This is a genomic window from Burkholderia sp. E168m15 (assembly GCF_016586105.1).
In the GTDB taxonomy this organism is placed as follows: domain Bacteria; phylum Pseudomonadota; class Gammaproteobacteria; order Burkholderiales; family Burkholderiaceae; genus Burkholderia; species Burkholderia orbicola.
Genome location: NZ_BCPO01000013.1, coordinates 1 through 22,703, shown reverse-complemented (window position 1 = coordinate 22,703; position 22,703 = coordinate 1). Strand labels below are relative to the sequence as shown.

At 61.7% G+C, this 22,703-nt stretch carries 36 protein-coding genes; 3 read left to right on the top strand and 33 right to left on the bottom strand.

The features are described 5' to 3' along the window. Window positions 1-4: 4 nt before the first annotated feature. Window positions 5-2,218, bottom strand: coding sequence for a cytochrome c biogenesis protein ResB (locus JMF86_RS01540; RefSeq protein ID WP_175809226.1), 2,214 nt, complete (start codon window positions 2,216-2,218; stop codon window positions 5-7). A gap of 222 nt (window positions 2,219-2,440) precedes the next feature. Beyond that, entirely contained in the window at window positions 2,441-3,094 is a 654-nt protein-coding gene (locus JMF86_RS01535; RefSeq protein WP_011546640.1) for a cytochrome c, read from the bottom strand. Between the two features lie 214 nt (window positions 3,095-3,308). Between JMF86_RS01535 and yihA the strand changes: the two genes are divergently transcribed. Both yihA and hemB read left to right on the top strand, forming a co-directional pair. Next, window positions 3,309-3,968, top strand: coding sequence for a ribosome biogenesis GTP-binding protein YihA/YsxC (gene yihA / locus JMF86_RS01530; RefSeq protein ID WP_006477171.1), 660 nt, complete (start codon window positions 3,309-3,311; stop codon window positions 3,966-3,968). 252 nt (window positions 3,969-4,220) lie between these two features. Then, window positions 4,221-5,219 (top strand): porphobilinogen synthase, encoded by a 999-nt coding sequence (hemB, locus tag JMF86_RS01525; RefSeq protein ID WP_011546641.1) that lies wholly within the window; start codon window positions 4,221-4,223, stop codon window positions 5,217-5,219. Window positions 5,220-5,347: 128 nt separating this feature from the next. Here the strand turns inward: hemB and dsbD are convergent, their stop codons facing one another. The 31 genes from dsbD to rpsJ form a co-directional block, all read right to left on the bottom strand. Beyond that, window positions 5,348-7,195: a protein-disulfide reductase DsbD gene (gene dsbD, locus JMF86_RS01520; RefSeq protein WP_175810062.1), complete on the bottom strand. Its 1,848-nt coding sequence runs from the start codon at window positions 7,193-7,195 to the stop codon at window positions 5,348-5,350. Further along, window positions 7,188-7,514, bottom strand: coding sequence for a divalent-cation tolerance protein CutA (gene cutA, locus JMF86_RS01515; RefSeq protein WP_027805216.1), 327 nt, complete (start codon window positions 7,512-7,514; stop codon window positions 7,188-7,190). The genes dsbD and cutA overlap by 8 nt, the downstream gene beginning before the upstream one ends. 202 nt (window positions 7,515-7,716) lie before the next feature. Then, complete coding sequence (gene rplQ / locus JMF86_RS01510; protein WP_006477175.1) at window positions 7,717-8,112, bottom strand: 50S ribosomal protein L17; 396 nt, start codon at window positions 8,110-8,112, stop codon at window positions 7,717-7,719. Between the two features lie 149 nt (window positions 8,113-8,261). Beyond that, complete coding sequence (locus JMF86_RS01505; protein WP_006477176.1) at window positions 8,262-9,239, bottom strand: DNA-directed RNA polymerase subunit alpha; 978 nt, start codon at window positions 9,237-9,239, stop codon at window positions 8,262-8,264. 124 nt (window positions 9,240-9,363) lie between these two features. Then, a complete protein-coding gene (gene rpsD, locus JMF86_RS01500; RefSeq protein WP_006477177.1) occupies window positions 9,364-9,987 on the bottom strand; it encodes a 30S ribosomal protein S4 in 624 nt (207 codons plus the stop codon). Between the two features lie 154 nt (window positions 9,988-10,141). After that, window positions 10,142-10,543, bottom strand: coding sequence for a 30S ribosomal protein S11 (gene rpsK / locus JMF86_RS01495; protein WP_004197937.1), 402 nt, complete (start codon window positions 10,541-10,543; stop codon window positions 10,142-10,144). 28 nt (window positions 10,544-10,571) lie between these two features. After that, complete coding sequence (gene rpsM / locus JMF86_RS01490; protein ID WP_006477178.1) at window positions 10,572-10,937, bottom strand: 30S ribosomal protein S13; 366 nt, start codon at window positions 10,935-10,937, stop codon at window positions 10,572-10,574. A 38-nt stretch (window positions 10,938-10,975) separates the two neighbouring features. Then, window positions 10,976-11,092, bottom strand: a complete 117-nt coding sequence (rpmJ, locus tag JMF86_RS01485) for a 50S ribosomal protein L36 (protein WP_004199844.1) — start codon at window positions 11,090-11,092, stop codon at window positions 10,976-10,978. Between the two features lie 20 nt (window positions 11,093-11,112). After that, on the bottom strand, window positions 11,113-11,331 hold the full coding sequence (gene infA, locus JMF86_RS01480; protein WP_004521905.1) for a translation initiation factor IF-1: 219 nt from the start codon (window positions 11,329-11,331) through the stop codon (window positions 11,113-11,115). Between the two features lie 7 nt (window positions 11,332-11,338). After that, complete coding sequence (gene secY / locus JMF86_RS01475) at window positions 11,339-12,688, bottom strand: preprotein translocase subunit SecY (RefSeq protein ID WP_006482915.1); 1,350 nt, start codon at window positions 12,686-12,688, stop codon at window positions 11,339-11,341. Window positions 12,689-12,730: 42 nt separating this feature from the next. Beyond that, a complete protein-coding gene (gene rplO / locus JMF86_RS01470) occupies window positions 12,731-13,165 on the bottom strand; it encodes a 50S ribosomal protein L15 (protein ID WP_006477180.1) in 435 nt (144 codons plus the stop codon). A 26-nt stretch (window positions 13,166-13,191) separates the two neighbouring features. After that, window positions 13,192-13,374 carry a 50S ribosomal protein L30 gene (gene rpmD / locus JMF86_RS01465; RefSeq protein ID WP_006400644.1) on the bottom strand — a complete coding sequence of 61 codons (183 nt, stop codon included), beginning with the start codon at window positions 13,372-13,374 and terminating at the stop codon, window positions 13,192-13,194. Between the two features lie 15 nt (window positions 13,375-13,389). Then, window positions 13,390-13,908: a 30S ribosomal protein S5 gene (rpsE, locus tag JMF86_RS01460; RefSeq protein WP_006752931.1), complete on the bottom strand. Its 519-nt coding sequence runs from the start codon at window positions 13,906-13,908 to the stop codon at window positions 13,390-13,392. A gap of 14 nt (window positions 13,909-13,922) precedes the next feature. Continuing rightward, window positions 13,923-14,288: a 50S ribosomal protein L18 gene (rplR, locus tag JMF86_RS01455; protein ID WP_006477183.1), complete on the bottom strand. Its 366-nt coding sequence runs from the start codon at window positions 14,286-14,288 to the stop codon at window positions 13,923-13,925. Window positions 14,289-14,300: 12 nt separating this feature from the next. Continuing rightward, a complete protein-coding gene (gene rplF / locus JMF86_RS01450; protein WP_006477184.1) occupies window positions 14,301-14,831 on the bottom strand; it encodes a 50S ribosomal protein L6 in 531 nt (176 codons plus the stop codon). Between the two features lie 18 nt (window positions 14,832-14,849). Beyond that, entirely contained in the window at window positions 14,850-15,245 is a 396-nt protein-coding gene (rpsH, locus tag JMF86_RS01445) for a 30S ribosomal protein S8 (RefSeq protein ID WP_006477185.1), read from the bottom strand. 14 nt (window positions 15,246-15,259) lie between these two features. Further along, window positions 15,260-15,565 carry a 30S ribosomal protein S14 gene (gene rpsN, locus JMF86_RS01440; RefSeq protein ID WP_006482884.1) on the bottom strand — a complete coding sequence of 102 codons (306 nt, stop codon included), beginning with the start codon at window positions 15,563-15,565 and terminating at the stop codon, window positions 15,260-15,262. A 7-nt stretch (window positions 15,566-15,572) separates the two neighbouring features. After that, window positions 15,573-16,112, bottom strand: coding sequence for a 50S ribosomal protein L5 (rplE, locus tag JMF86_RS01435; protein ID WP_006477186.1), 540 nt, complete (start codon window positions 16,110-16,112; stop codon window positions 15,573-15,575). Window positions 16,113-16,128: 16 nt separating this feature from the next. Next, window positions 16,129-16,437, bottom strand: coding sequence for a 50S ribosomal protein L24 (gene rplX / locus JMF86_RS01430; RefSeq protein WP_006477187.1), 309 nt, complete (start codon window positions 16,435-16,437; stop codon window positions 16,129-16,131). 9 nt (window positions 16,438-16,446) lie between these two features. Next, a complete protein-coding gene (rplN, locus tag JMF86_RS01425) occupies window positions 16,447-16,815 on the bottom strand; it encodes a 50S ribosomal protein L14 (protein WP_006482918.1) in 369 nt (122 codons plus the stop codon). 309 nt (window positions 16,816-17,124) lie between these two features. Continuing rightward, on the bottom strand, window positions 17,125-17,397 hold the full coding sequence (rpsQ, locus tag JMF86_RS01420; RefSeq protein WP_006477189.1) for a 30S ribosomal protein S17: 273 nt from the start codon (window positions 17,395-17,397) through the stop codon (window positions 17,125-17,127). Beyond that, window positions 17,394-17,588 (bottom strand): 50S ribosomal protein L29, encoded by a 195-nt coding sequence (gene rpmC / locus JMF86_RS01415; RefSeq protein ID WP_006400652.1) that lies wholly within the window; start codon window positions 17,586-17,588, stop codon window positions 17,394-17,396. The genes rpsQ and rpmC overlap by 4 nt, the downstream gene beginning before the upstream one ends. Window positions 17,589-17,597: 9 nt before the next feature. Next, complete coding sequence (rplP, locus tag JMF86_RS01410) at window positions 17,598-18,014, bottom strand: 50S ribosomal protein L16 (RefSeq protein WP_006482873.1); 417 nt, start codon at window positions 18,012-18,014, stop codon at window positions 17,598-17,600. A 2-nt stretch (window positions 18,015-18,016) separates the two neighbouring features. Then, window positions 18,017-18,817: a 30S ribosomal protein S3 gene (gene rpsC, locus JMF86_RS01405; RefSeq protein WP_006482899.1), complete on the bottom strand. Its 801-nt coding sequence runs from the start codon at window positions 18,815-18,817 to the stop codon at window positions 18,017-18,019. An 11-nt stretch (window positions 18,818-18,828) separates the two neighbouring features. Next, window positions 18,829-19,158 (bottom strand): 50S ribosomal protein L22, encoded by a 330-nt coding sequence (gene rplV / locus JMF86_RS01400; protein ID WP_004199272.1) that lies wholly within the window; start codon window positions 19,156-19,158, stop codon window positions 18,829-18,831. Between the two features lie 12 nt (window positions 19,159-19,170). Then, a complete protein-coding gene (gene rpsS / locus JMF86_RS01395) occupies window positions 19,171-19,446 on the bottom strand; it encodes a 30S ribosomal protein S19 (RefSeq protein ID WP_004199273.1) in 276 nt (91 codons plus the stop codon). Between the two features lie 10 nt (window positions 19,447-19,456). Next, a complete protein-coding gene (gene rplB / locus JMF86_RS01390) occupies window positions 19,457-20,284 on the bottom strand; it encodes a 50S ribosomal protein L2 (RefSeq protein WP_006482900.1) in 828 nt (275 codons plus the stop codon). A gap of 2 nt (window positions 20,285-20,286) precedes the next feature. Further along, window positions 20,287-20,601, bottom strand: a complete 315-nt coding sequence (gene rplW / locus JMF86_RS01385) for a 50S ribosomal protein L23 (RefSeq protein ID WP_004199275.1) — start codon at window positions 20,599-20,601, stop codon at window positions 20,287-20,289. Continuing rightward, window positions 20,598-21,218: a 50S ribosomal protein L4 gene (gene rplD / locus JMF86_RS01380; RefSeq protein ID WP_006477192.1), complete on the bottom strand. Its 621-nt coding sequence runs from the start codon at window positions 21,216-21,218 to the stop codon at window positions 20,598-20,600. Before rplD ends, rplW begins: the two co-directional genes overlap by 4 nt. Further along, window positions 21,218-21,868, bottom strand: coding sequence for a 50S ribosomal protein L3 (gene rplC, locus JMF86_RS01375; RefSeq protein WP_006482922.1), 651 nt, complete (start codon window positions 21,866-21,868; stop codon window positions 21,218-21,220). Before rplC ends, rplD begins: the two co-directional genes overlap by 1 nt. Before the next feature lie 178 nt (window positions 21,869-22,046). Further along, entirely contained in the window at window positions 22,047-22,358 is a 312-nt protein-coding gene (gene rpsJ / locus JMF86_RS01370) for a 30S ribosomal protein S10 (RefSeq protein ID WP_004199280.1), read from the bottom strand. Window positions 22,359-22,510: 152 nt separating this feature from the next. On the opposite strand from rpsJ, the gene JMF86_RS34945 reads away from it, so the two are divergent. Next, a partial coding sequence (locus JMF86_RS34945; RefSeq protein WP_236592995.1) for a hypothetical protein occupies window positions 22,511-22,703 on the top strand: 193 nt, incomplete at its 3' end.

The window sequence follows — 22,703 nt, the reverse complement described above, 5'->3', positions numbered from 1 at the left end:
GATGTTACCGGGTGGAATTCTCGGAATCGGAACCGCCGCCGGCAGGCGGGCGGGCCGTCGAAGCCGCACCGGCGGGCGCGGCGTCGCGAGGTGCGGCGCGCAAGGCGGCGCCGGCCGCGTCGCGCGTCTGCACGAATTCTTTCTCGAAATCGAAGGTCTTGCGGGCCGTGGACATTGCCATCACCACATCGACGCCCGAACCGGCGTCCTTCAGCCAGAACCAGAGTCGCCGCTCGCGCACGTAGAACATCGAGAAGATGCCGGCGACCAGCAGCAGGCTGCCAAGATACACCAGATTCTTGCCGGGTGCGCGCGTCAACTGAAATACCGAAGCTTGCACCTGCTTGAATGAGTCAAGCTGCAAATAGACCGGCGATCCATACAAGAAGCTGTCGGATAGCGCGTTGATCGCGTTCTGCACGAAGCGGATCGTGTCGGTGCCCTGCTGCGCGGCCGGCTCGCCGGCACGCTCGCGCGCAATCTGCCAAACCTCCCACATCGAGCCCTCGAGCATTCGCAGCAGCAGGCTCGCGGCCTTCTCCTGCTCGCCCTTCGGCACCGAGCGGTCGATGAAGGTCGCCACCGCCTGGAAGCCGCCGACCGGCTGGCCGTCCGCCCCGCGGCCGATGCTGTCGTCGCTCGCCGCAAAGAGGGTCAGCACCTTCGAGGCGCTGTCCTGCAGACGGCCGCGCAGCGACGCGTCGCCCGGCAGCGAGCGCTGCGCGAAGCGTGCGGCGGCTTCGGTACGCACCGCCGGGTCCTCGAGCGCGGCCCGCAGGCGCATCCATTCGCCGATCGAATCCTGGCTGTCGGCCGGGATCCGCATGTAGCGGAACGGATCGTTCGGGCTCGCGCGCACGCCGGCGAGGAACACGCGCTCGCCATTCATGTCGACGGGCAGCATGTAGTTGTTGAATTCGCGCGCCTGGCCATCCTTGCCGCGAATCTTGTACTGCACCGACGGGCCGATGTTGTGGAGCTGCGTCGGCTTCGACGTCTTCGCGCCCGAGCCGAGCCGCTCGTCGAACACTTCCTTCAGCGAGCTGGTCGTCGCGACGCCGCGTACGTCCGGCTTGCCTTTCGCGTCGGCCATGTTCTCGACGTTGATCGCACGGAAGTCGGAGAACTCGATCGTGTCGCCGTCGGCGCCCAGAACCTGCAGTGGCGCCGAGCTGCCGATCGTGCCCTTCACCGGGACGGTCGCCGCCTGGCTGCCGGTCATTGGATAGGCCGTCATCTGCATCTGCGAGCCGCCGTCCTGGAAGCTCGACTGGTAGATCGACACGCCCTTGTACGTGAACGGCTTGTTGACCTCGACCCGCGCCGGGATCTTGCGGCCGGTCTCGCGATCGATCACGACGATGTCGCTCGCGAACAGCTTCGGCATGCCCGTCGTGTAGTAATCGACGATGAACTTGTCGAGCTGGATCGAGAACGGCAGATCCTGGATCAGCGAGCCGCTCGGCTGGTTCAGGATCGCGGTCGACACGAACTGGCCCTCCGGCACCCACGCATAGCCGCGGAACGTCGGGTTCGACGCGGACAGGCGATGGTCGGGCGAAATCTCGCTGATCGTCGCGCTCGTGTTGACCGGGCTCTTGCCGAATATCCACATCTGGAATTTGATCGGCAGGTTGCTGTCGAGCAGGCCGCCGATACAGATCACGACGATCGCGAGGTGTGCGGAAATGTAGCCCCACTTGGTCATCGCGCCGCGCTTCGCGGAAATCAGCGTCGCGCCGTCGGTTTCACGCACGACATGCTTGTAGCCGGCCTTCGTGACGAATGTGGCGAGCGCCGCCGCGACGCTCGCGCGCGTGCCGGATGCCGTGTACTCCGCCTTGTGGTGGAATGCGCGCAGACTGCCTTCGCGGACCTTGTCCTTCCAGCTCTTCGCATCGGCGAGCATCTTCGGCGCGTTGCGGATCACGCACAGCGAGATCGACACGACGAGAAAGATCAGGATCAGCATGAACCACCACGCGCTGTACACGGTGTACAGGCTGAGCGAGCGGAAGATGTCCGCCCAGAACGGCCCGAACTGGTTCACGTAGTTCGGATACGGATCGTCCTGGGTCAGGACCGTGCCGATGATGCTCGCGATCGACAGCACCACCAGCAACGCGATCGCGAAACGCATCGAGCTCAGCAGCTCCACCGCACGTTTCGACGCACCCTGACTCGACTTCGACTGCAACCCCGACGTGGTAACGCTCATTCAAACTCCGACTAAGGGGAAACAGCCCCCACGCTCACTATGTTCGGCTCGGGAGGCGCAGCCCCCCCAATCGCCCGCAAGCCGCGCCATCCCGGCTCGGCTCGGCGCGCGCCGACAAAAAAGAAGGGCGAGGCAACCGCAACGACGCGGCGCCCCACCCTTTTCTTGTTCTGACTCCGGCCGCCCTTCGGGCGCCCGGTCATTCCGTTCGCGGCTGACCGCTCAACGCAGGCCCGCGATGTAATCCGCGACGGCCTTGATCTCGGTATCCGACAGCCGCGACGCGATCTGATGCATCGCCTCGTTGTTGTTGCGCGCGCCGGCACCCTGCTGGAACGCGGTCAACTGCGCGACCGTGTAATCGGCCCATTGCCCCGACAAACGCGGATACTGGACCGGGATACCCTGCCCCGTCGGCCCGTGGCAGCTCGCGCAGGCAGGTACGCCCTTCTCCGCGATGCCGCCGCGATAGATCTTCTGGCCGACCGGCACGGTCGCCGCATCGCGAGCGGTACCGAGCTTCGTCGTCTGCGACCCGTAGTACGCGGCGACGTTGCGCATGTCGTCCGCGCTCAACGCGCTCGCGAATCCGACCATCACCGCGTTGTTACGCACCGGCCCCTTCGCGCCCGGCTGCGTCTTGAAGTCGTTCAACTGCTTGACCAGATATTCGGGATGCTGGCCGGCGAGCTTCGGGAAACTGCCCGACGCGCTGTTGCCGTCGGCGCCGTGACACGACGCGCAGACCTGCCCGGCAATCGCCTTGCCGCGGTCCAGATCCGGCTTGGCCGCATCTGCCGCATTTGCCTCCGCTACGAAACCTACGAACCCTGCTGCAACCTGAAGCACCATCAGAGACTTGCACAGTCGATTCATTCGCACACCCTGTTTCGTCTTGTGGGAATTTGAGGTTCTGCAAAAAACGACGGCGTTCAGTCTACCGCAGAAGCCACATAAAAGCGCGAGGCAGGCGCCCGGTGGCCTTCGGTAAAACCGCCGTATTGTACAATATCGTGCTGAAAGCCCCCGCGCCTATCGGGGCTACCCCGCCTCCACCAAGCGGCTCGCGCCGCCCGTCCTTCCGGTTCCCATGGCCTTTCTGCTCCATCAAGCCCGCTTCTACACGACCGTCAACCATCTGCGCGACCTGCCGCCGACGGTTCAGCCGGAAATCGCGTTCGCGGGCCGCTCGAATGCCGGCAAGTCGACGGCAATCAACGTGCTGTGCAACCAGAAGCGGCTGGCCTTCGCGTCGAAGACGCCCGGCCGCACGCAGCATATCAACTACTTCTCCGTCGGCCCGGCCGCCGAGCCCGTCGCGAACCTCGTCGACCTGCCCGGCTACGGCTACGCGGAAGTGCCCGGTGCCGCCAAGGCGCACTGGGAAATGCTGCTGTCGTCCTATCTCGCGACGCGCTCGCAGCTCTGCGGCCTGATCCTGATGATGGATTCACGCCGTCCGCTGACCGATCTCGATCGACGGATGATCGAGTGGTTCGCGCCGACCGGCAAGCCGATCCACACGCTGCTGACGAAGTGCGACAAATTGACGCGCCAGGAAAGCATCAATGCGCTGCGCAACACGCAGAAGGGGCTCGACGCGTATCGCGACCAGGGCGTGAAGGGCAAGCTGACGGTCCAGCTGTTCTCGGCGCTGAAGCGTACGGGGCTCGACGAGGCCCATGAACTGATCGAGAGCTGGCTGCGGCCGTCCGTCGCCGACGAAAAAAGCGAGCCTGTAGCACAATGAGCGGGCAACGCGCGGCTGGGATCGGCTGTGCGCACCTGACGGCACCTGCGGATTCGGCCGGCTCATAAAAAAACCCGCCGTTGAACGGCGGGTCAAACAGCCTAATCGAAAAACGACAGGCACCCGCTCAGGGAGGAGAAGCGGGGAGCTGCACGCAACGCGTGCCGCTCGATCGCTATCATATACCAACGATCTCGAAAATGACCTAAGGGTTCCGTAAGGTCTTCTTGCCCTGATTTCTGCCAAATCGCCATGAGCTTCCATCCGCTTCATCGTCCGCGCCGGATGCGCCGCGACGACTTCTCCCGCCGCCTGATGCGCGAAAACCGCCTGACCACCGACGACCTGATCTACCCGGTGTTCGTCGTCGAAGGCACCCAGCAACGCCAGCCCATCCCGTCGATGCCCGGCGTCGAGCGCGTGTCGGTCGACCTGCTGATGCACGTCGCCGAGCAGTGCGTCGAACTCGGCGTGCCCGTGCTGTCGCTGTTCCCGGCCATCGATCCGTCGGTGAAAACACCCGACGGTCGCGAGGCGGCCAATCCGGAAGGCCTGATTCCGCGCGCCGTGCGTGAGCTGAAAAAGCGCTTCCCCGAACTCGGCGTGCTGACCGACGTCGCGCTCGATCCGTACACGAGCCACGGCCAGGACGGCGTGCTCGACGAGAACGGCTACGTGATCAACGATGACACGATCGAAATCCTGATCGAACAGGCACGTGCGCAGGCCGAAGCCGGCGTCGACATCGTCGCGCCGTCGGACATGATGGACGGGCGCATCGGCGCGATCCGCGAGATGCTGGAAAGCGACGGTCATATCCATACGCGGATCATGGCCTATTCGGCGAAGTTCGCGTCGGCGTTCTACGGCCCGTTCCGCGATGCGGTCGGTTCGGCATCCAACCTGGGCAAGGGCAACAAGATGACCTACCAGATGGATCCGGCGAACAGCGACGAAGCGCTGCGTGAAGTGCGCCTCGACATCGACGAAGGCGCCGACATGGTGATGGTCAAGCCCGGCATGCCGTATCTCGACATCGTGCGCCGCGTGAAGGACGAGTTCCGCTTCCCGACCTACGTGTACCAGGTGAGCGGCGAATACGCGATGCTGAAGGCGGCCGCGATGAACGGCTGGCTCGACCACGACAAGGTCGTGCTCGAATCGCTGCTCGCGTTCAAGCGGGCAGGCGCCGACGGCGTGCTCACGTACTTCGCGCTCGATGCCGCGCGTCTGCTGAAAGCGCAGCGCTGATCGCGCGTCGGCACGCACCTGCAAAAACGGCGGGACACCTCGGTGTTCCGCCGTTTTTTTGTTTACCGTCGATCGAGACTGTCAGCCAGCCCGAATCGTCCGTCGCCGGTTCGGCCCGACTGACACCGTCATACCGTCGGCACGGCCGCCCGATCGAGGCTGCGCAGGAACGTATCGGCCGCCTGATAGCCAACCACGCGGCTGATCTCGTTGCCGTTGCGATCGAAGAAGATGATGCCCGGCGGCCCGAACAGGTTGAAGCGCTTGAGCAGCGCCTGATCGTCCGGGTTGTTTGCGGTGACGTCCGCGCGCACCAGGTGGAGCTTCGCGAGCCGCGCCTGCACGCGCGCGTCGGTGAACGTCAGATGCTCCATCTCCTTGCAGCTCACGCACCAATCGGCGTAGAAGTCGAGCATCACGGGCTGGCCCGACGTCTTCAGCAGCGCGTCGAGTTCGCCGCTCGAGCGCACCGATGCGAACGCAGGACCGTCCTGCGCGGCAGCTGCGCCGGCCGTCGCCGCGCCGCCGGACGCTACCGTACGCGCCGCCAGCACGGCCAGCGGCTTGACGGGATCGGTCGAGCCCGCAGCCAGGCCGACGAGCAGCGTCGCGGCCCAGATCGCGAGCGCGGCGCCCACGCCGCGGCCCAGGCGGCGCCAGATCGACGCGGCACCGGCATTCGGCGTGAACAGCCCGAGCGCCGCGGCCGCGATCAGCAGCCACAACGCCGCGAGCACCATCTTCAGCGCGCCCGCCAGCACCGGCCAGACGATCCACAACGCGGCCGCGAGCAGCACGATGCCAAAGAACACCTTGACGCCGTCCATCCACGCGCCGGCGCGCGGCAGCACCGTCCCGGCCCCGACGCCGACGACCAGCAGCGGCACGCCGAGCCCGAGCCCCATCGCGAACAGCGCCGCGCCGCCGAGCAACGCATTGCCGGTGTGCGCGATGAAAGCGAGCACGGCGAACAGCGGCGCCGTCATGCACGCGCCGACGACCAGCGCCGACAACGCGCCCATCGCCGCGACCGCGACGAAGTGGCCGCCCTGGCGCGCGCTCGATGCCTCGGCCGCGCCGTTCTGCCAGCGCTCCGGCAATGCGATGTCCTTGCCCGAGATCAGCGACACCGCGAACGCGGTCAGCAGCACGGCGAACGCGCCAAGCACCCATGGGTTCTGCAACCATGCGCCGAGGCTCTGGCCGACCAGCGCGGCGGCGATCCCGAGTACCGTGTAGACCAGCGCCATGCCGACCACGTAGGTCAGCGACAGCGCGAAGCCGCGTGCATGCGTCGCACGCGTGCCCTGGCCGATGATGATCGCGGACACGATCGGAATCATCGGGTACGAACACGGCAGCAGGCTCAGCACGACACCCGCGACGAAATAGAGCGCGACGATCGTGAAGAAGCCGTGGCCTTCGAGCAGCGACTGCGCGAAATCGGCGCTCGTGACCTTGTCGAACCAGCTACCCGCGGCAGCCGTGTCACCGGACGAGGAGGCGGCGCCGAGCGCTGCGCCATCGACCTTCATCACGTGCTCGGCCGGCGGATAGCAGATCCCTTCGTCCGCACACCCTTGCGACGTCACCGCGAGCTCGAACGGCCCGGCCGCCTGCTTTACCGGCACGTGAACGACGACTTCATCGCGATAGGTCTCGACGTTCTTCTGGAACGTCTGGTCGAACTTCACGTGGCCGGCCGGGAATTGCGGCTCCCCGAGCGTGGCCTGACCGCTCTTCACTGCGAACGCGAACCGCTCGCGATACATGTAATAGCCGTTGGCGATCTTGAAGCGGACGTCCACCTGTCCCGGCGATTCGCTCGCGCTGAACTTGAACGCAACCGACGGATCGAGGAAATCGTCGGCCGCGCGCGCGGCGGACAATCCGCCCAGCACGAACACGAACGACAACAGGACCGCAAGAAACCGCAGCGCGCGCACGCGCACCGAAAGCGCCATACCGTTAAACATGAAATAGACGTTGAGTTTCGCTGGTCACCCACTGGCCATACGCGGCCGATGCCGTCGTCTGCCACGAGACGATTTCGGGCGTCTCGTAAGGATGATGCGCGAGAATGAACCGCTCCAGTTCGAGCGCCCGGACCGGGCTCGTCTTGAACAGCAACTGGATCTCGTCGGCCGTTTCGACCTTGCCCTGCCAGTGATAGCGCGACTTGATCGTGCCGAGCTCCGACACGCACGCCGCAAGCCGTGCGTCGAGCGCACCGTCGGCGAGCGCTGCCGCCGTCGCCGCATCGGGTACCGTCGTCAGCATCAGCACCACTATCATCCGCGCCCTCCTAACGGGTCTGCCGGCTTCTGCCGACGCCGGTTACGCGCTCAGGGACCGCACCGGTTGCCCCGTATCGTAGCGCAGCCCGCGCGACGCTGCCGGCACCGGCCTGCGACAATCGATCGCAGCCGGCATCTCAAAAACAAAAAGGGCCAAGCAATTGCTCGGCCCCTTTCAGATCCTGCTGCGTACCGGAAGCTTACTCGGCTTCTTGCACGTTTTCCGTTTCGTCGACTTCCGGACGATCGAGCAGTTCGACCAGTGCCATCGGTGCGTTGTCGCCCACGCGGAAGCCGAACTTCAGCACGCGCAGGTAGCCACCCGGACGGTTCGCGAAACGCGGACCGAGCACGTCGAACAGCTTCGCCACCGAGTCACGATCGCGCAGGCGGTTGAACGCCAGGCGACGGTTTGCCAGCGACGGCTTCTTGCCGAGCGTGATCAGCGGCTCGACGACCTTACGGAGTTCCTTCGCCTTCGGCAGCGTCGTCTTGATGACTTCGTGCTCGATCAGCGAGTTGGACATGTTACGGAGCATAGCCAGACGGTGGCTGCTCGTGCGGTTCAGTTTCCGCAGACCATGACGATGGCGCATTTCAGTTTCCTTGATTCAAAGTTTTGGTCCAGCTCTTCTATCGCACCTCGAAGGGTGCACGGGCCGGTAACGAAAAAAAGCAAGATGCGGATTTTAAAGGAAAATCCGCATCTTTGCCAACTACAGCTATAGCCTGGCTACAACCGGGCTTACTTGTCGAGACCAGCCGGCGGCCAGTTCTCGAGCTTCATGCCCAGCGTGAGACCGCGCGAAGCGAGCACTTCCTTGATCTCGTTGAGCGACTTGCGACCGAGGTTCGGCGTCTTCAGCAGCTCGTTTTCCGTGCGCTGGATCAGATCGCCGATGTAGTAGATGTTCTCGGCCTTCAGGCAGTTCGCCGAACGAACCGTCAGCTCGAGATCGTCCACCGGACGCAGCAGGATCGGATCGATCTGCGGTGCACGCGACGGCGCTTCGGCTGCCGTTTCCGTGCCTTCCAGCGCCGCGAACACGGACAGCTGGTCGACCAGGATGCGGGCCGACTGGCGGATCGCTTCTTCCGGCGTGATCACGCCGCTCGTCTCGATGTTCATCACGAGCTTGTCGAGGTCGGTACGCTGCTCGACCCGTGCGCTTTCAACCGCATAGCTCACGCGGCGAACCGGCGAGAACGATGCGTCGAGGACGATGCGGCCGATGATCTTGGCCGTGTCTTCGCCATAGCGACGGACGTTGCCGGGCACATAGCCGCGACCCTTTTCGATCTTGATCTGAACGTCGAGCTTGCCGCCCTTCGACAGGTGCGCAATCACGTGATTCGGGTTGATGACTTCGCAATCGTGAGCCAGCTCGATATCGCCGGCCGTCACGACGCCTTCACCTTCCTTGCGCAGCGTAACCGTCACTTCGTCACGGTTATGCAGCTTGAACACCACGCCCTTCAGGTTCAGCAGCAGGTTGACGACGTCTTCCTGCACGCCATCCAGCGTCGAGTACTCGTGCACCACGCCTGCGATCGTGACTTCGGTCGGCGCGTAGCCCACCATCGACGACAGCAGCACGCGGCGAAGCGCATTGCCCAAGGTGTGGCCGTAACCGCGTTCGAACGGTTCCATGACCACCCTCGCGTGGTTCTCGCCCAGCGATTCCACGGCGATGATCTTGGGTTTCAGCAAACTGGTTTGCATGGGCTTTCCTTTTCAATACCCTCGGCTCGTTACACCGATAAGGCTGACCGGTAACAACCAGAAAATAAACAGCCGAGGCCCCTCCTTGCGCAACGCAATCGGGGTACCTCGGCCGTCAATCGGATTAACGCGAATACAATTCGACGATCAGGCTTTCGTTGATGTCGCCTGCGATTTCAGCGCGTTCCGGCATTTGCTTGAACGTGCCTTCGAACTTCTTCGCATCGACTGCAACCCAGCTCGGCATGCCGCCTTGCTCGGCCAGCGACAGCGCTTCGACGATACGCGCCTGCTTCTTCGCCTTTTCGCGGATCGCGACGACGTCACCCGCCTTCACTTGCTGCGACGGGACGTTTGCGACGACGCCGTTCACGGTGATCGACTTGTGGCTCACCAGCTGACGCGCTTCAGCGCGGGTCGAGCCGAAGCCCATGCGATACACGACGTTGTCGAGGCGCGACTCGAGCAGTTGCAGCAGGTTTTCACCCGTGTTGCCCTTGCGACGATCGGCTTCAGCGAAGTAGCGACGGAACTGACGTTCCAGCACGCCGTAGATACGCTTGACCTTCTGCTTTTCGCGCAGCTGCGTACCGTAGTCGGACGTACGTGCGCCCGAGGTACGGCCGTGCTGACCCGGCTTGCTGTCGAGCTTGCACTTGTCGGCGAGCGAACGGCGTGCGCTCTTCAGGAACAGGTCGGTGCCTTCACGGCGGGACAGCTTGGCTTTGGGGCCGATATAACGTGCCACTTTGCATTCCTTTATCAATCAGTCACGCGGATCGAAATCCGCGCTAGTCCGCTCCCTTTGGGGCGAACGGTGGGCTTAGTCAATCAAAAAAGCAACGCCCGTCGACGCTGAGCGGCGACAGGCAATGCGCTAGCACGAACGTGCCAGCACATCCTTAGATACGACGACGCTTCGGCGGGCGGCAGCCGTTGTGCGGAATCGGGGTGACGTCCGAAATCGCGGTGATCTTGATGCCGAGGCCGTGCAGTGCACGCACTGCCGACTCACGGCCCGGGCCCGGGCCCTTGATCCGCACTTCCAGATTCTTCACGCCGTATTCCATCGCGACGCGGCCAGCCGACTCGGCTGCGACCTGAGCAGCGAACGGCGTCGATTTGCGCGAGCCCTTGAAGCCCTGACCGCCCGACGTCGCCCATGCCAGAGCGTTGCCTTGGCGATCGGTGATCGTGATGATCGTGTTGTTGAACGACGCGTGAACGTGAACCACGCCTTCAGCGACGTTCTTCTTAACCTTCTTGCGAACGCGTTGCGCCGCGGTGTTCGAAGCCTTAGCCATTACGTTTTCCTGTAACTGTCAGTTCCGCTTACTTCTTCAGCGCTTGCGCTGCACGACGCGGACCCTTGCGGGTACGTGCGTTCGTACGCGTACGCTGACCGCGCATCGGCAGGCCCTTGCGATGACGGACGCCGCGGTAGCAACCGAGGTCCATCAGGCGCTTGATGTTCATCGTCACTTCACGGCGCAGATCGCCTTCGACGACAAACTTGCCCACTTCTTCACGCAGCTTTTCCAGGTCTGCGTCGGTCAGATCCTTGACCTTCTTCGAAAAATCGACGCCAGCTGCCACGCAGATGCTGCGCGAACGGGTGCGGCCGACACCAAAGATAGCCGTCAGGCCGATCTCGGTGTGCTGGTGATTCGGGATGTTAACCCCTGCGATACGAGCCATTGTTTTTCCTCAAACAAAAAGCGCAAACAAACGCGCGGTCAGCCTTGGCGCTGCTTGTGGCGCGGATCCGAGCTGCAGATCACGCGAACGACGCCTTTGCGCTTGATGATCTTGCAATTGCGGCAAATGCGCTTAACCGATGCCATCACTTTCATGATAATACCCTTTTTTCAAATCACTTCGCCCGGAACACGATCCGCGCACGAGACAGATCGTAAGGCGTCAACTCAACCGTCACCTTGTCGCCGGGCAGAATGCGGATGTAGTGCATCCGCATCTTTCCGGAAATATGCCCCAACACGACATGGCCGTTTTCCAGCTTCACACGGAAGGTCGCATTCGGGAGGTTTTCAATCACCTCACCCTGCATCTGGATTACATCGTCTTTGGCCATAGTCCTTTCAACGCATCGGGATGTTGCCGCCCTTGAAGTTAGCCTTCTTGAGCAGTGACTCATACTGTTGCGACATAACGTACGACTGCACCTGCGCCATAAAGTCCATCGTGACGACGACAATGATCAGCAGCGACGTTCCACCAAAATAAAACGGCACGTTCCAGCGCAGCACCAGGAATTCCGGCAGCAGACACACGAAGACGATGTAGATCGCACCGGCCAGCGTCAGACGCGTGAGGATGCGGTCGATATATCGTGCGGTCTGATCGCCCGGACGAATGCCCGGAACAAACGCGCCGCTCTTCTTCAGGTTGTCCGCGGTCTCCCTGCTGTTGAACACCAGTGCGGTGTAGAAGAAGCAGAAAAACACGATTGCCAGCGTGTACAGCAGCACATAGACCGGCTGGCCCGGCTTCAGCGCTTCCGCAACGTTATGCAACGTATTGGAAATCCAGCTTCCCGTCGGCTGACCGGTACTGAACCAGCCGAGAATCGTTGCCGGGAACAGAATGATCGACGATGCAAAGATCGGCGGAATCACGCCCGACATGTTCAGCTTCAGCGGCAGATGCGACGACTGCCCACCGTAGATCTTGTTGCCGACCTGGCGCTTCGCGTAGTTCACGAGGATCTTGCGCTGACCGCGTTCGATGAACACGACCAGGTAAGTCACCGCGGCGATCAGAACGACGATGATGATCGCCGAAATGATGCTCATCGAACCCGTACGCACCAGCTCGAACAACCCACCCACGGCATTCGGGAATCCTGCTGCGATCCCGCCGAAGATGATGATCGAGATACCGTTGCCCAGACCACGCTCGGTAATCTGCTCGCCGAGCCACATCAGGAACATCGTGCCCGTCACCAGCGTCACGACCGTCGTCAGACGGAACAGCATGCCGGGATCGGTGACGAGGCCCGGCTGGTTTTCCAGCGCGGCCGCGATACCGAATGCCTGGAAGGTCGCGAGCACCACGGTGAAATACCGCGTGTACTGCGTGATCTTCCGTTGCCCTGCCTGCCCTTCCTTCTTCAGCGCCTCGAGCTGCGGCGAAACGATCGCCAGCAACTGCATGATGATCGACGCCGAGATGTACGGCATGATCCCCAGCGCAAAGATCGTGAAGCGGGACAGTGCGCCACCCGAGAACATGTTGAACATGCCCAGGATGCCGCCCGCCTGGCTCTGGAACAGCTTAGCCAGTTGATCCGGATCGATGCCCGGCACGGGAATGTGCGCGCCGATGCGATAGACGATCAGCGCCAGGAGCAGGAACATCGCTCGCCGGCGCAGATCGCCGAATTTCGCCGTGCTTCGACCGGGTTTTGCAAGACTCGGGCTGTTAGCCAAGTACCTTCTCCGATGAATGCAAGTGACGACGCGCTACGCGTGTCACTCGGCGAACGAACCGCCAGCCGCTTCGATCGCAGCGCGCGCACCCTTGGTGGCACCGAGACCCTTCACGACGATCTTGCGCTTCAGTTCGCCCGTCGCGATGATCTTTGCGCTCTTCGTCAGCTCGCCGACCAGGCCGGCTTGCTTCAGTGCGAGCAGATCGATCTCGTCGACCGGCAGCTTCTCGAGGTCGCTCAGGCGCACTTCACCGACGAATTCCTTCGTCAGCGACGTGAAGCCGCGCTTCGGCAGACGACGTTGCAGCGGCATCTGACCGCCTTCGAAACCGACTTTGTGGAAGCCGCCCGAACGCGATTTCTGACCCTTGTGACCACGGCCAGCCGTCTTGCCGAGGCCCGAACCGATGCCACGACCGACGCGACGCTTGGCGTGCTTTGCACCAGCGGCCGGCTTCAGGTTATTCAATTCCATATCAACTCCTTGATCCGTAGGGCCGCTTACGCGATGACCTTAACGAGGTACGAGACCTTGTTGATCATGCCGCGGACCGCCGGCGTGTCCTGCAGCTCGCTAACCGAATTGAGTCGGCGCAGGCCCAGGCCACGCACGGTCGCGCGGTGCGATTCGCGGGTCCCGATCAGGCTCTTGACGAGCTGAACCTTGACAGTTTTTTCAGACATGGTGACCACCCGGGCTTAGCCCAAAATATCTTCGACGGACTTGCCGCGCTTCGCCGCGATGTCTGCCGGGGTCGACTGCTTGCGCAGACCGTCCAGCGTGGCGCGAACGAGGTTGTACGGGTTCGTCGAACCGTGGCTCTTCGCCACGACGTTCTGAACGCCCATCACGTCGAACACTGCGCGCATCGGGCCGCCGGCGATCACGCCCGTACCTGCCTTCGCCGGAGCGAGGAGGACAGCGGATGCGCCATGCTTGCCGTGCACTTCGTGCTGCAGCGTGCCGTTCTTCAGCGGCACCTTGAACATGTTGCGGCGAGCTTGTTCCATTGCCTTCTGGACAGCGACCGGCACTTCCTTCGCCTTGCCCTTGCCCATACCGATGCGGCCATCACCATCGCCAACCACGGTCAGTGCGGCGAAGCCGAGAATACGGCCACCCTTCACGACCTTGGTCACGCGATTGACCGAAATCATCTTTTCGCGAAGGCCGTCGTCGCGCTCGTCAGCCTGAACTTTCGCTTGCATCTTTGCCATGACGAATTCCTTCCTTAGAACTTGAGCCCAGCTTCGCGAGCTGCCTCAGCCAGCGCCTTGACGCGGCCGTGGTAGCGGAAGCCCGAGCGGTCGAAGGCGACGGATTCGATGCCGGCAGCCTTTGCCTTTTCGGCAATACGCTTGCCGATCAGCGTCGCGGCATTGACGTTGCCGCCCTTGCCCGACTTGTCGGCCAGTTCTGCGCGCACTTCTGCCTCGAGCGTCGACGCGCTGGCGAGCACCTTGGTGCCGCACGGCGAGAACACTTGAGCGTAGATGTGCGTGTTCGTGCGATGCACGGCGAGACGCGCGACCTGCAGCTCAGCGATCTTGATACGCGTCTGGCGAGCGCGGCGCAGGCGAGATTGAGTCTTATCCATGATTGCGCACCCTTACTTCTTCTTCGTTTCTTTGAGGATCACAACCTCGTCGGCATAACGCACGCCCTTGCCCTTGTAGGGCTCCGGCGGACGGTAACCGCGGACTTCCGCAGCCACTTGACCGACTTGTTGCTTGTTGATCCCCTTGATCACGATTTCGGTTTGCGTCGGGGTTTCAGCCTTGACGCCTTCCGGCATCTGGTGCACCACCGGGTGCGAGAAACCCAGCGACAGGTTCAGCTTGTCGCCTTGCGCTTGCGCACGGTAACCGACGCCAACCAGCGTCAGCTTGCGCTCGAAACCCTTGGTCACGCCGTGCACGGCATTCGCGATGATCGCGCGCATCGTGCCCGACAGTGCATTTGCTTCGCGGCTTTCGTCGACCGGCGACAGATTCAGCGTGCCGTCGTTGTTCGCCACGTTCACGAGCGGATTGATCGCTTGCGTGATGGTGCCCAGCGGGCCCTTGACGGTGATTGCACCGTCGGCCAGCTTGACTTCCGCGCCTTGCAGCGCGATCGGGCTCTTACCTACTCGAGACATGTTTCTCTCTCCTCGGCTTTAAGCGACGTAGCAGATGACTTCGCCGCCGACGCCGGTAGCGCGCGCCTTGCGGTCGGTCATCACGCCCTTCGGCGTCGACACGATTGCCACACCGAGGCCATTCATGACCTGCGGAATGTCGTTACGGCCGCGGTACACGCGCAGACCAGGCTTCGACACGCGCTCGAGGCGTTCGATGACCGGGCGACCTGCGTAGTACTTCAGCGCGATATTCAGTTCGGACTTCGCACCTTCCGCCTTCACGGCGAAATCGTCGATATAGCCTTCGTCCTTCAGGACTTGCGCGATTGCAACCTTGACCTTCGACGAGGGCATCGCGACCGATACCTTCTCGACCATCTGCGCGTTGCGGATGCGAGTCAGCATATCGGCGATAGGATCACTCATGCTCATTTACGTTTCTCCTATTACCAGCTCGCCTTGGTCAGGCCAGGAATCTCGCCACGGAATGCGATTTCACGAATCTTGTTACGCGCGAGGCCGAATTTACGGAACGTGCCACGCGGACGGCCCGTGATCGCGCAGCGGTTACGCTGGCGGGTCGGGTTTGCGTTGCGGGGCAGTTGCTGCAGCTCCAGGCGTGCTTCGTAGCGCTCTTCTTCCGACTTGCTTTGGTCTTCGACGATCGCCTTCAGCGCTTCGCGCTTTGCTGCGAACTTCGCGACCAGGCGGGCGCGCTTCTTTTCACGTTCGATCAGTGCCAGTTTAGCCACGGTAACCTCAGTTTCTGAACGGGAACTTGAAGCTGGCGAGCAGAGCCTTTGCTTCGTCGTCGGTCTTCGCAGTCGTCGTGATGCTGATGTTCAGCCCACGCAGTGCGTCGATCTTGTCGTAATCGATTTCGGGGAAAATGATCTGCTCTTTCACACCGATGTTGTAGTTGCCACGGCCATCGAAAGCACGACCCGACACACCGCGGAAGTCACGCACGCGGGGCAGGGCAACCGTCACGAAACGGTCGAGGAATTCGTACATCGCCTGGCCACGCAGCGTCACCATCGCGCCGATGGGGTAACCCTGGCGGATCTTGAAGCCTGCGATTGCCTTGCGAGCCTTCGTGACGACCGGCTTCTGGCCGGCGATCTTCGTGAGGTCGCCAACGGCGTTCTCGATGATCTTCTTGTCAGCGATCGCTTCGCCAAGACCCATGTTCAGCGTGATCTTGGTGATGCGCGGCACTTCCATGACCGACTTGTAACCGAACTTCTCGATCAGGCCGGGCACAACCTTTTCTTTGTAAAACTCTTGAAAACGAGCCATTTTTTACTCCGCTGCGTCAGGCGCTCAGTACGGCACCGGTCGTCTTCAGGAAGCGAACCTTCTTGCCTTCCTCGACCTTGATGCCAACACGCGACGCCTTGCCATTCGCGTCGACCAGTGCGACGTTCGAAATATGCAGGGGCATCGTCTTCGCTTCCACGCCGCCCGTCGTACCCTTCATCGGGTTCGGCTTCACATGCTTCTTGACGAGGTTGATACCTTCAACCGTCACATGTTCAGCACCGACAGCCAGCACGACGCCGCGCTTGCCCTTGTCCTTGCCAGTGACGACGATGACTTCGTCACCTTTGCGAATCTTGTTCATCGCGACTCCTTACAGCACTTCCGGCGCCAGCGAAACGATCTTCATGAATCGTTCGCTACGCAGCTCACGCGTCACCGGCCCGAAGATACGGGTGCCGATCGGCTCGAGCTTGTTATTCAAAAGCACAGCGGCGTTGCCGTCGAACTTGATCAGCGAGCCGTCTTGACGGCGCACGCCCTTGGCGGTGCGAACCACCACGGCGTTGTAGATTTCGCCTTTCTTCACGCGCCCGCGCGGCGTTGCCTCTTTGACGCTCACCTTGATGATGTCGCCAATGCCGGCATAACGACGCTTCGAGCCGCCGAGCACCTTGATGCACAGGACTTCACGTGCACCCGTGTTGTCGGCTACTTCGAGCCGAGATTCGGTCTGGATCATGGTTTGTCTTTCCCAACTTAATCCGGATGCACCACCATGATGCATTCGGTCAGTCTTGGTCCCGTCAGCCAATCGGCTGCTTGGGTTGGAACAGCAGCGACGGCAAACGAAACCCGCCATCGCAATTCGGTGAATCTTTCGGACAGGCTGGCGCCAGTCCGCTTCCCCCACCAACTTCGCCCGCGACGGGGCTCCCATAAAGAGGGAAGACCAGAATTATAACAAATAATCCTGGTCCCGCAAGCAAAAACTTTGCGATTTCAAGCACTTCGTGGAGAAGTGCCTGTTACTGCCTACTGCACTGCCCGCTTAGATGACGCGAGCGGCTTCGACGAGGCGCGACACCGTCCAGGCCTTCGTCTTCGAAACAGGACGCGTTTCCTGGATTTCGACGAGATCGCCTTCGTTGTAGGTGTTCGCTTCATCGTGCGCGTGGTACTTCTTCGAACGCACGACATACTTGCCGTAGATCGGGTGCTTGACGCGGTGCTCGATCAGCACGGTGACGGTCTTGTCCATCTTGTTGCTGACGACCCGACCGACCAGCGTCCGCTTCAGCGAGGTTTTCACGCTATCGTTCATTTCTGGTTCGCCTTCTGAGTCATGACGGTCCGCACACGTGCGATGTCGCGACGAACCTTCTTCAGCTGGCTCGTGTTCGTGAGCTGCTGGGTCGCGAGTTGCATGCGCAGGCCGAATTGCGCCTTCAGCAGGTCCGCCAGCTCCTTGTTGAGCGCGGCCTGGTCTTTCTGGAGAAGTTCGGAAGCCTTCATGTTTTCTCCTTAGGCGCCGAGCTGGCGCACGATGAATGCCGTCTTGAGCGGCAGCTTGGCTGCGGCCAGACGGAACGCTTCGCGTGCCAGTTCTTCGGTTACGCCGTCCATTTCATAGAGCATCTTGCCCGGCTGAATCTCGGCGACGTAGTACTCCGGGTTACCCTTACCGTTACCCATACGCACTTCGGCCGGCTTCTGCGAAATCGGCTTGTCCGGGAAGATCCGGATCCAGATGCGGCCGCCACGCTTGATGTGACGCGTCATTGCACGACGCGCCGCTTCAATCTGACGTGCGGTCAAACGACCGCGACCGATCGCCTTCAGGCCGAATTCACCGAACGACACTGCGTTGCCGCGCGTCGCCTTACCGGTGTTACGACCCTTCTGCTCTTTACGATACTTTCTGCGTTTCGGTTGCAGCATCGTTATTCTCCAGTCTTGCCGTCTTCGGGCTTGCCGGCGCCGCGGCGCGGTGCGCCACGACGAGCACCCGGAGCGCCGCCTTCGCCATCACGGCGCGGACGACGGTCGCCCGGACGCGCATTGCGACGCGGACGCTTGTCTTCGGCTACTTCTTCCACCACCGGTGCGTCGTTGCGGCCGAGCGTATCGCCCTTGTAGACCCACACCTTGACGCCGATGATCCCGTAAGTCGTCTTCGCTTCCGAAGTCGCGTAGTCGATATCAGCACGCAGCGTATGAAGCGGCACGCGACCTTCGCGATACCACTCCGTACGAGCGATTTCGATACCGTTCAGACGGCCTGCGCTCATGATCTTGATGCCTTGGGCACCCAGACGCATCGCGTTCTGCATCGCACGCTTCATCGCGCGACGGAACATGATCCGGCGCTCGAGCTGTTGCGTGATCGAGTCAGCGATCAGCTGAGCATCGGTTTCCGGCTTGCGGATTTCTTCGATGTTGACGTGAACCGGCACGCCCATGCGGCGTTGCAGTTCCGTCTTCAGCTGTTCGATATCCTCGCCCTTCTTGCCGATGACCACGCCCGGACGCGAGCTGTAAATCGTGATGCGCGCGTTCTTCGCCGGACGCTCGATGACGACCCGACCGACCGAAGCGTTCTTCAGCTTCTTCTTCAGGTATTCACGAACACCGATGTCTTCCTGCAGCATCGCCGCGAAATTGTTGTTGTTCGCGTACCAACGCGAAGCCCAATTGCGGCTGACAGCCAGGCGGAAGCCAGTCGGATGAATTTTCTGTCCCATCGTATGGCTCCTTAATTCCCGACCGTCACAGTGATGTGACAGGATTGCTTCTCGATGCGGTTACCGCGGCCCTTGGCGCGCGCGGTGAAACGCTTGAGCGATGCAGCCTTGTCGACGTAGATGCTCTTGATCTTGAGCTCGTCGATATCAGCGCCTTCGTTGTGCTCCGCATTCGCGATTGCCGACAGCACAACCTTCTTCACGATGCCAGCCGCCTTCTTCGGCGAGAACGTCAGAACGTTCAGCGCCTTGTCGACCGGCAAACCGCGGATCTGGTCAGCCACAAGGCGCGTTTTCTGCGCCGAGATGCGGGCACCGCGATGAATTGCTTTCACTTCCATCTTGATTGCCCCTTATTTCTTGGCCTTCTTGTCGGCTGCGTGACCCTTGAACGTACGGGTCAGTGCGAACTCGCCAAGCTTGTGGCCGACCATGTTTTCCGAGATGTACACCGGAACGTGTTGACGGCCGTTGTGAACAGCGATCGTCAGGCCGATGAAATCCGGCAGAATCGTCGAGCGACGCGACCAGGTCTTGATCGGCTTTTTGTCGCGCGAAGCTGCAGCCGCCTCAACTTTCTTCAGCAAATGGGCGTCGCAGAACGGACCTTTTTTAACAGAACGTGCCATTGCCTACTCCTTAACGCTTGTGACGGCGCTGGACGATCATCGTCGTCGTGCGCTTGTTGCTGCGGGTGCGGTAACCCTTAGCCGGCGTACCCCACGGGCTCACCGGGTCGCGACCTGCAGCCGTCTTGCCCTCACCACCACCGTGCGGGTGATCAACCGGGTTCATCGCAACGCCACGCACCGTCGGGCGGATACCGCGCCAGCGGTTCGCGCCAGCCTTGCCGATCTGGCGCAGGCTATGCTCTTCGTTGCCGACTTCACCGATCGTTGCACGGCACTCGATGTGCACGCGGCGGATTTCGCCCGAACGCAGACGAACCTGCGCGTAGACGCCTTCGCGCGCCAGCAGCATGGCCGACGTGCCAGCCGAACGCGCCATTTGCGCGCCCTTGCCCGGCAGCATCTCGATGCAGTGGATCGTCGTACCGACCGGAATGTTGCGGATCGGCAGCGTGTTGCCTGCACGGATCGGCGCTTCCGAACCCGACATCAGCTGTTGGCCGACGGTCAGGCCCTTCGGGGCGATGATGTAGCGACGTTCGCCGTCTGCGTAGAGCACCAGCGCGATGTTCGCGCTGCGGTTCGGGTCGTACTCGAGACGCTCGACCTTTGCCGGGATGCCATCCTTCGTGCGACGGAAATCGACGATACGATAGTGTTGCTTGTGACCACCACCCTTGTGACGCGTGGTGATACGACCGTTGTTGTTACGGCCGGCGGTCGAGCTCTGCGAGTCGAGCAGTGCCGCGAACGGCTTGCCCTGGTGCAGGTTCTTGTTGACCACCTTGACCATCGCGCGGCGACCCGGCGATGTCGGCTTAACTTTAACGATTGCCATGATTACTTGGCCTCCGCTTCAAAGTTGATTTCCTGGCCGGGCTTCAGGCAAACGTACGCCTTCTTCACGTCCTTGCGGCGGCCCATCGAACGGCCGAAGCGCTTTTGCTTGCCCTTCTGAACCAGCACGTTGACCGAATCAACTTCAACCTTGAACAGCAGCTCGACAGCCGCCTTCACTTCCTGCTTCGTGGCATCCGGTGCGACTTCGAACACGACTTGCTCGTTCTTGTCGGCAACCAGCGTCGCCTTTTCCGAGATCACCGGTGCGAGCAGGACCTGCATCAAACGATGATCGTTCTTGCGAATCTCGCTCATGACAGCAACTCCTCGATCTGGGCGACCGCAGCCTTCGTGACCAGCACTTTCTTGAAGTAGATCAGCGACAGCGGGTCAGCGTAGCGCGGCTCGACAATCGCCACGTGCGGCAGGTTGCGCGAAGCCAGGTACAGGTTCTCGTCGACCGTGTCGGTGATGATCAGCACGGAGTCGAGACCCATGGTCTTGAATTTGTCGGCCAGCAGCTTGGTCTTCGGCGCTTCGAGGATGATGTCCTCGACGACCGACAGACGGCCTTCACGGGCCAGCTGCGAGAAGATCGAGCAGAGACCTGCGCGATGCATCTTCTTGTTGACCTTGTGCGAGAAGTTTTCTTCCGGCGAATTCGGGAAGATACGACCACCGCCACGCCACAGCGGGCTCGACGACATACCGGCACGAGCGCGACCCGTACCCTTCTGGCGCCACGGCTTCTTGGTCGTGTGCTTGACTTGCTCACGGTCCTTCTGTGCGCGGTTACCCTGGCGAGCATTCGCCTGGTAAGCGACGACGACCTGGTGGATCAGCGCTTCGTTGTAGTCACGACCGAACACGACGTCCGATGCGTTGACCACTGCACCTTCCTGACCATTTTCGTTCAGGAGCTTGAGTTCCATTATTTCGCCCCCTTGGTCTTGACGGCCGGCGTCACGAAGACCTTGCCGCCCTTCGCGCCCGGAATCGCACCCTTCACGAGCAGCAGCTTGCGCTCTGCGTCGATACGAGCGATTTCGAGGTTCTGCACCGTCACCGTCACGTCACCCATGTGACCCGTCATGCGTTTACCCGGGAAAACACGACCCGGATCCTGCGCCATACCGATCGAGCCCGGCACGTTGTGCGAGCGCGAGTTACCGTGCGTGGCACGGCCGGAGGAGAAGTTGTAACGCTTGATCGTACCGGCGTAGCCCTTACCGATCGACACGCCTTGCACGTCGACCTTCTGGCCCACTTCGAAAAGATCTGCACCGACCACGGCGCCATTCGACAGCTCGGCTGCCTTGGCCGCGTCAATGCGGAATTCCTTGAGGATTTCACCGGCTTCGACACCGGCTTTGGCGAGATGACCTGCCAGCGGCTTCGTCACGCGCGATGCGCGGCGGGAGCCGAATGCAACCTGCACGGCCGTGTAGCCGTCGGTTTCAACAGTCTTGATCTGCGTCACGCGGTTGTCCGACACGTCCAGCACGGTGACGGGAATCGAATCCCCTTCAGCCGTGAAGATACGGGTCATGCCAACCTTGCGACCTACGAGTCCAAGGCTCATCATTTTCTCCATTCCCGACTGCGATTGGTCGGGGCTGATTTACAAAATGCCGGGCACGCAAGGCCCAACTTTTTTACGCGAATACGCGAAAAGCCAAGCAGTATAGCCCGACTTTCCGATTTCCGCAAGCAATACAAAGACTTAGCACCGCCCGGCGGACCGACCGGCGCTGGAAGCCTTACTGCAGCTTGATTTCCACGTCGACGCCAGCCGGCAGGTCGAGCTTCATCAGCGCGTCAACGGTCTTGTCCGTCGGGTCGACGATGTCCATCAGGCGCTGGTGGGTACGGATTTCGAGCTGATCGCGCGACGTCTTGTTGACGTGCGGCGAACGCAGAATGTCAAAACGCTGAATGCGCGTCGGCAGCGGCACCGGGCCACGGACGATTGCGCCAGTCCGCTTCGCGGTATCGACGATTTCGGCAGCCGATTGATCGATCAGACGATAGTCGAATGCCTTCAGGCGAATGCGGATTTTCTGTTGCTGCATGACAATTCCTTGAAAAGAGCGAGGCGATGTTGCATCGCCGGACACTAAAAGAACGTGAAACATGACGCCAGCGGGGAGCGAAGCATCAGGTTCCGGACAGTACTTCCACTGCTAAGCCCGCGATTCTACACGAAATTCTGAAGTAGTGTTGCGTGTTTCTTGGTGCGCGCAACGCGCCGCCGGAAAAACAAAACCGGGCGCCAGCGCAAGCTGGGCACCCGGTTTCGACGGTACAACCGCGTACCGCGGGAATCGCGGACCCCGTCGGGATCCGCGGATCGTCGATATTACTCGATGATCTTGGCGACGACGCCGGCGCCGACGGTACGGCCGCCTTCGCGGATC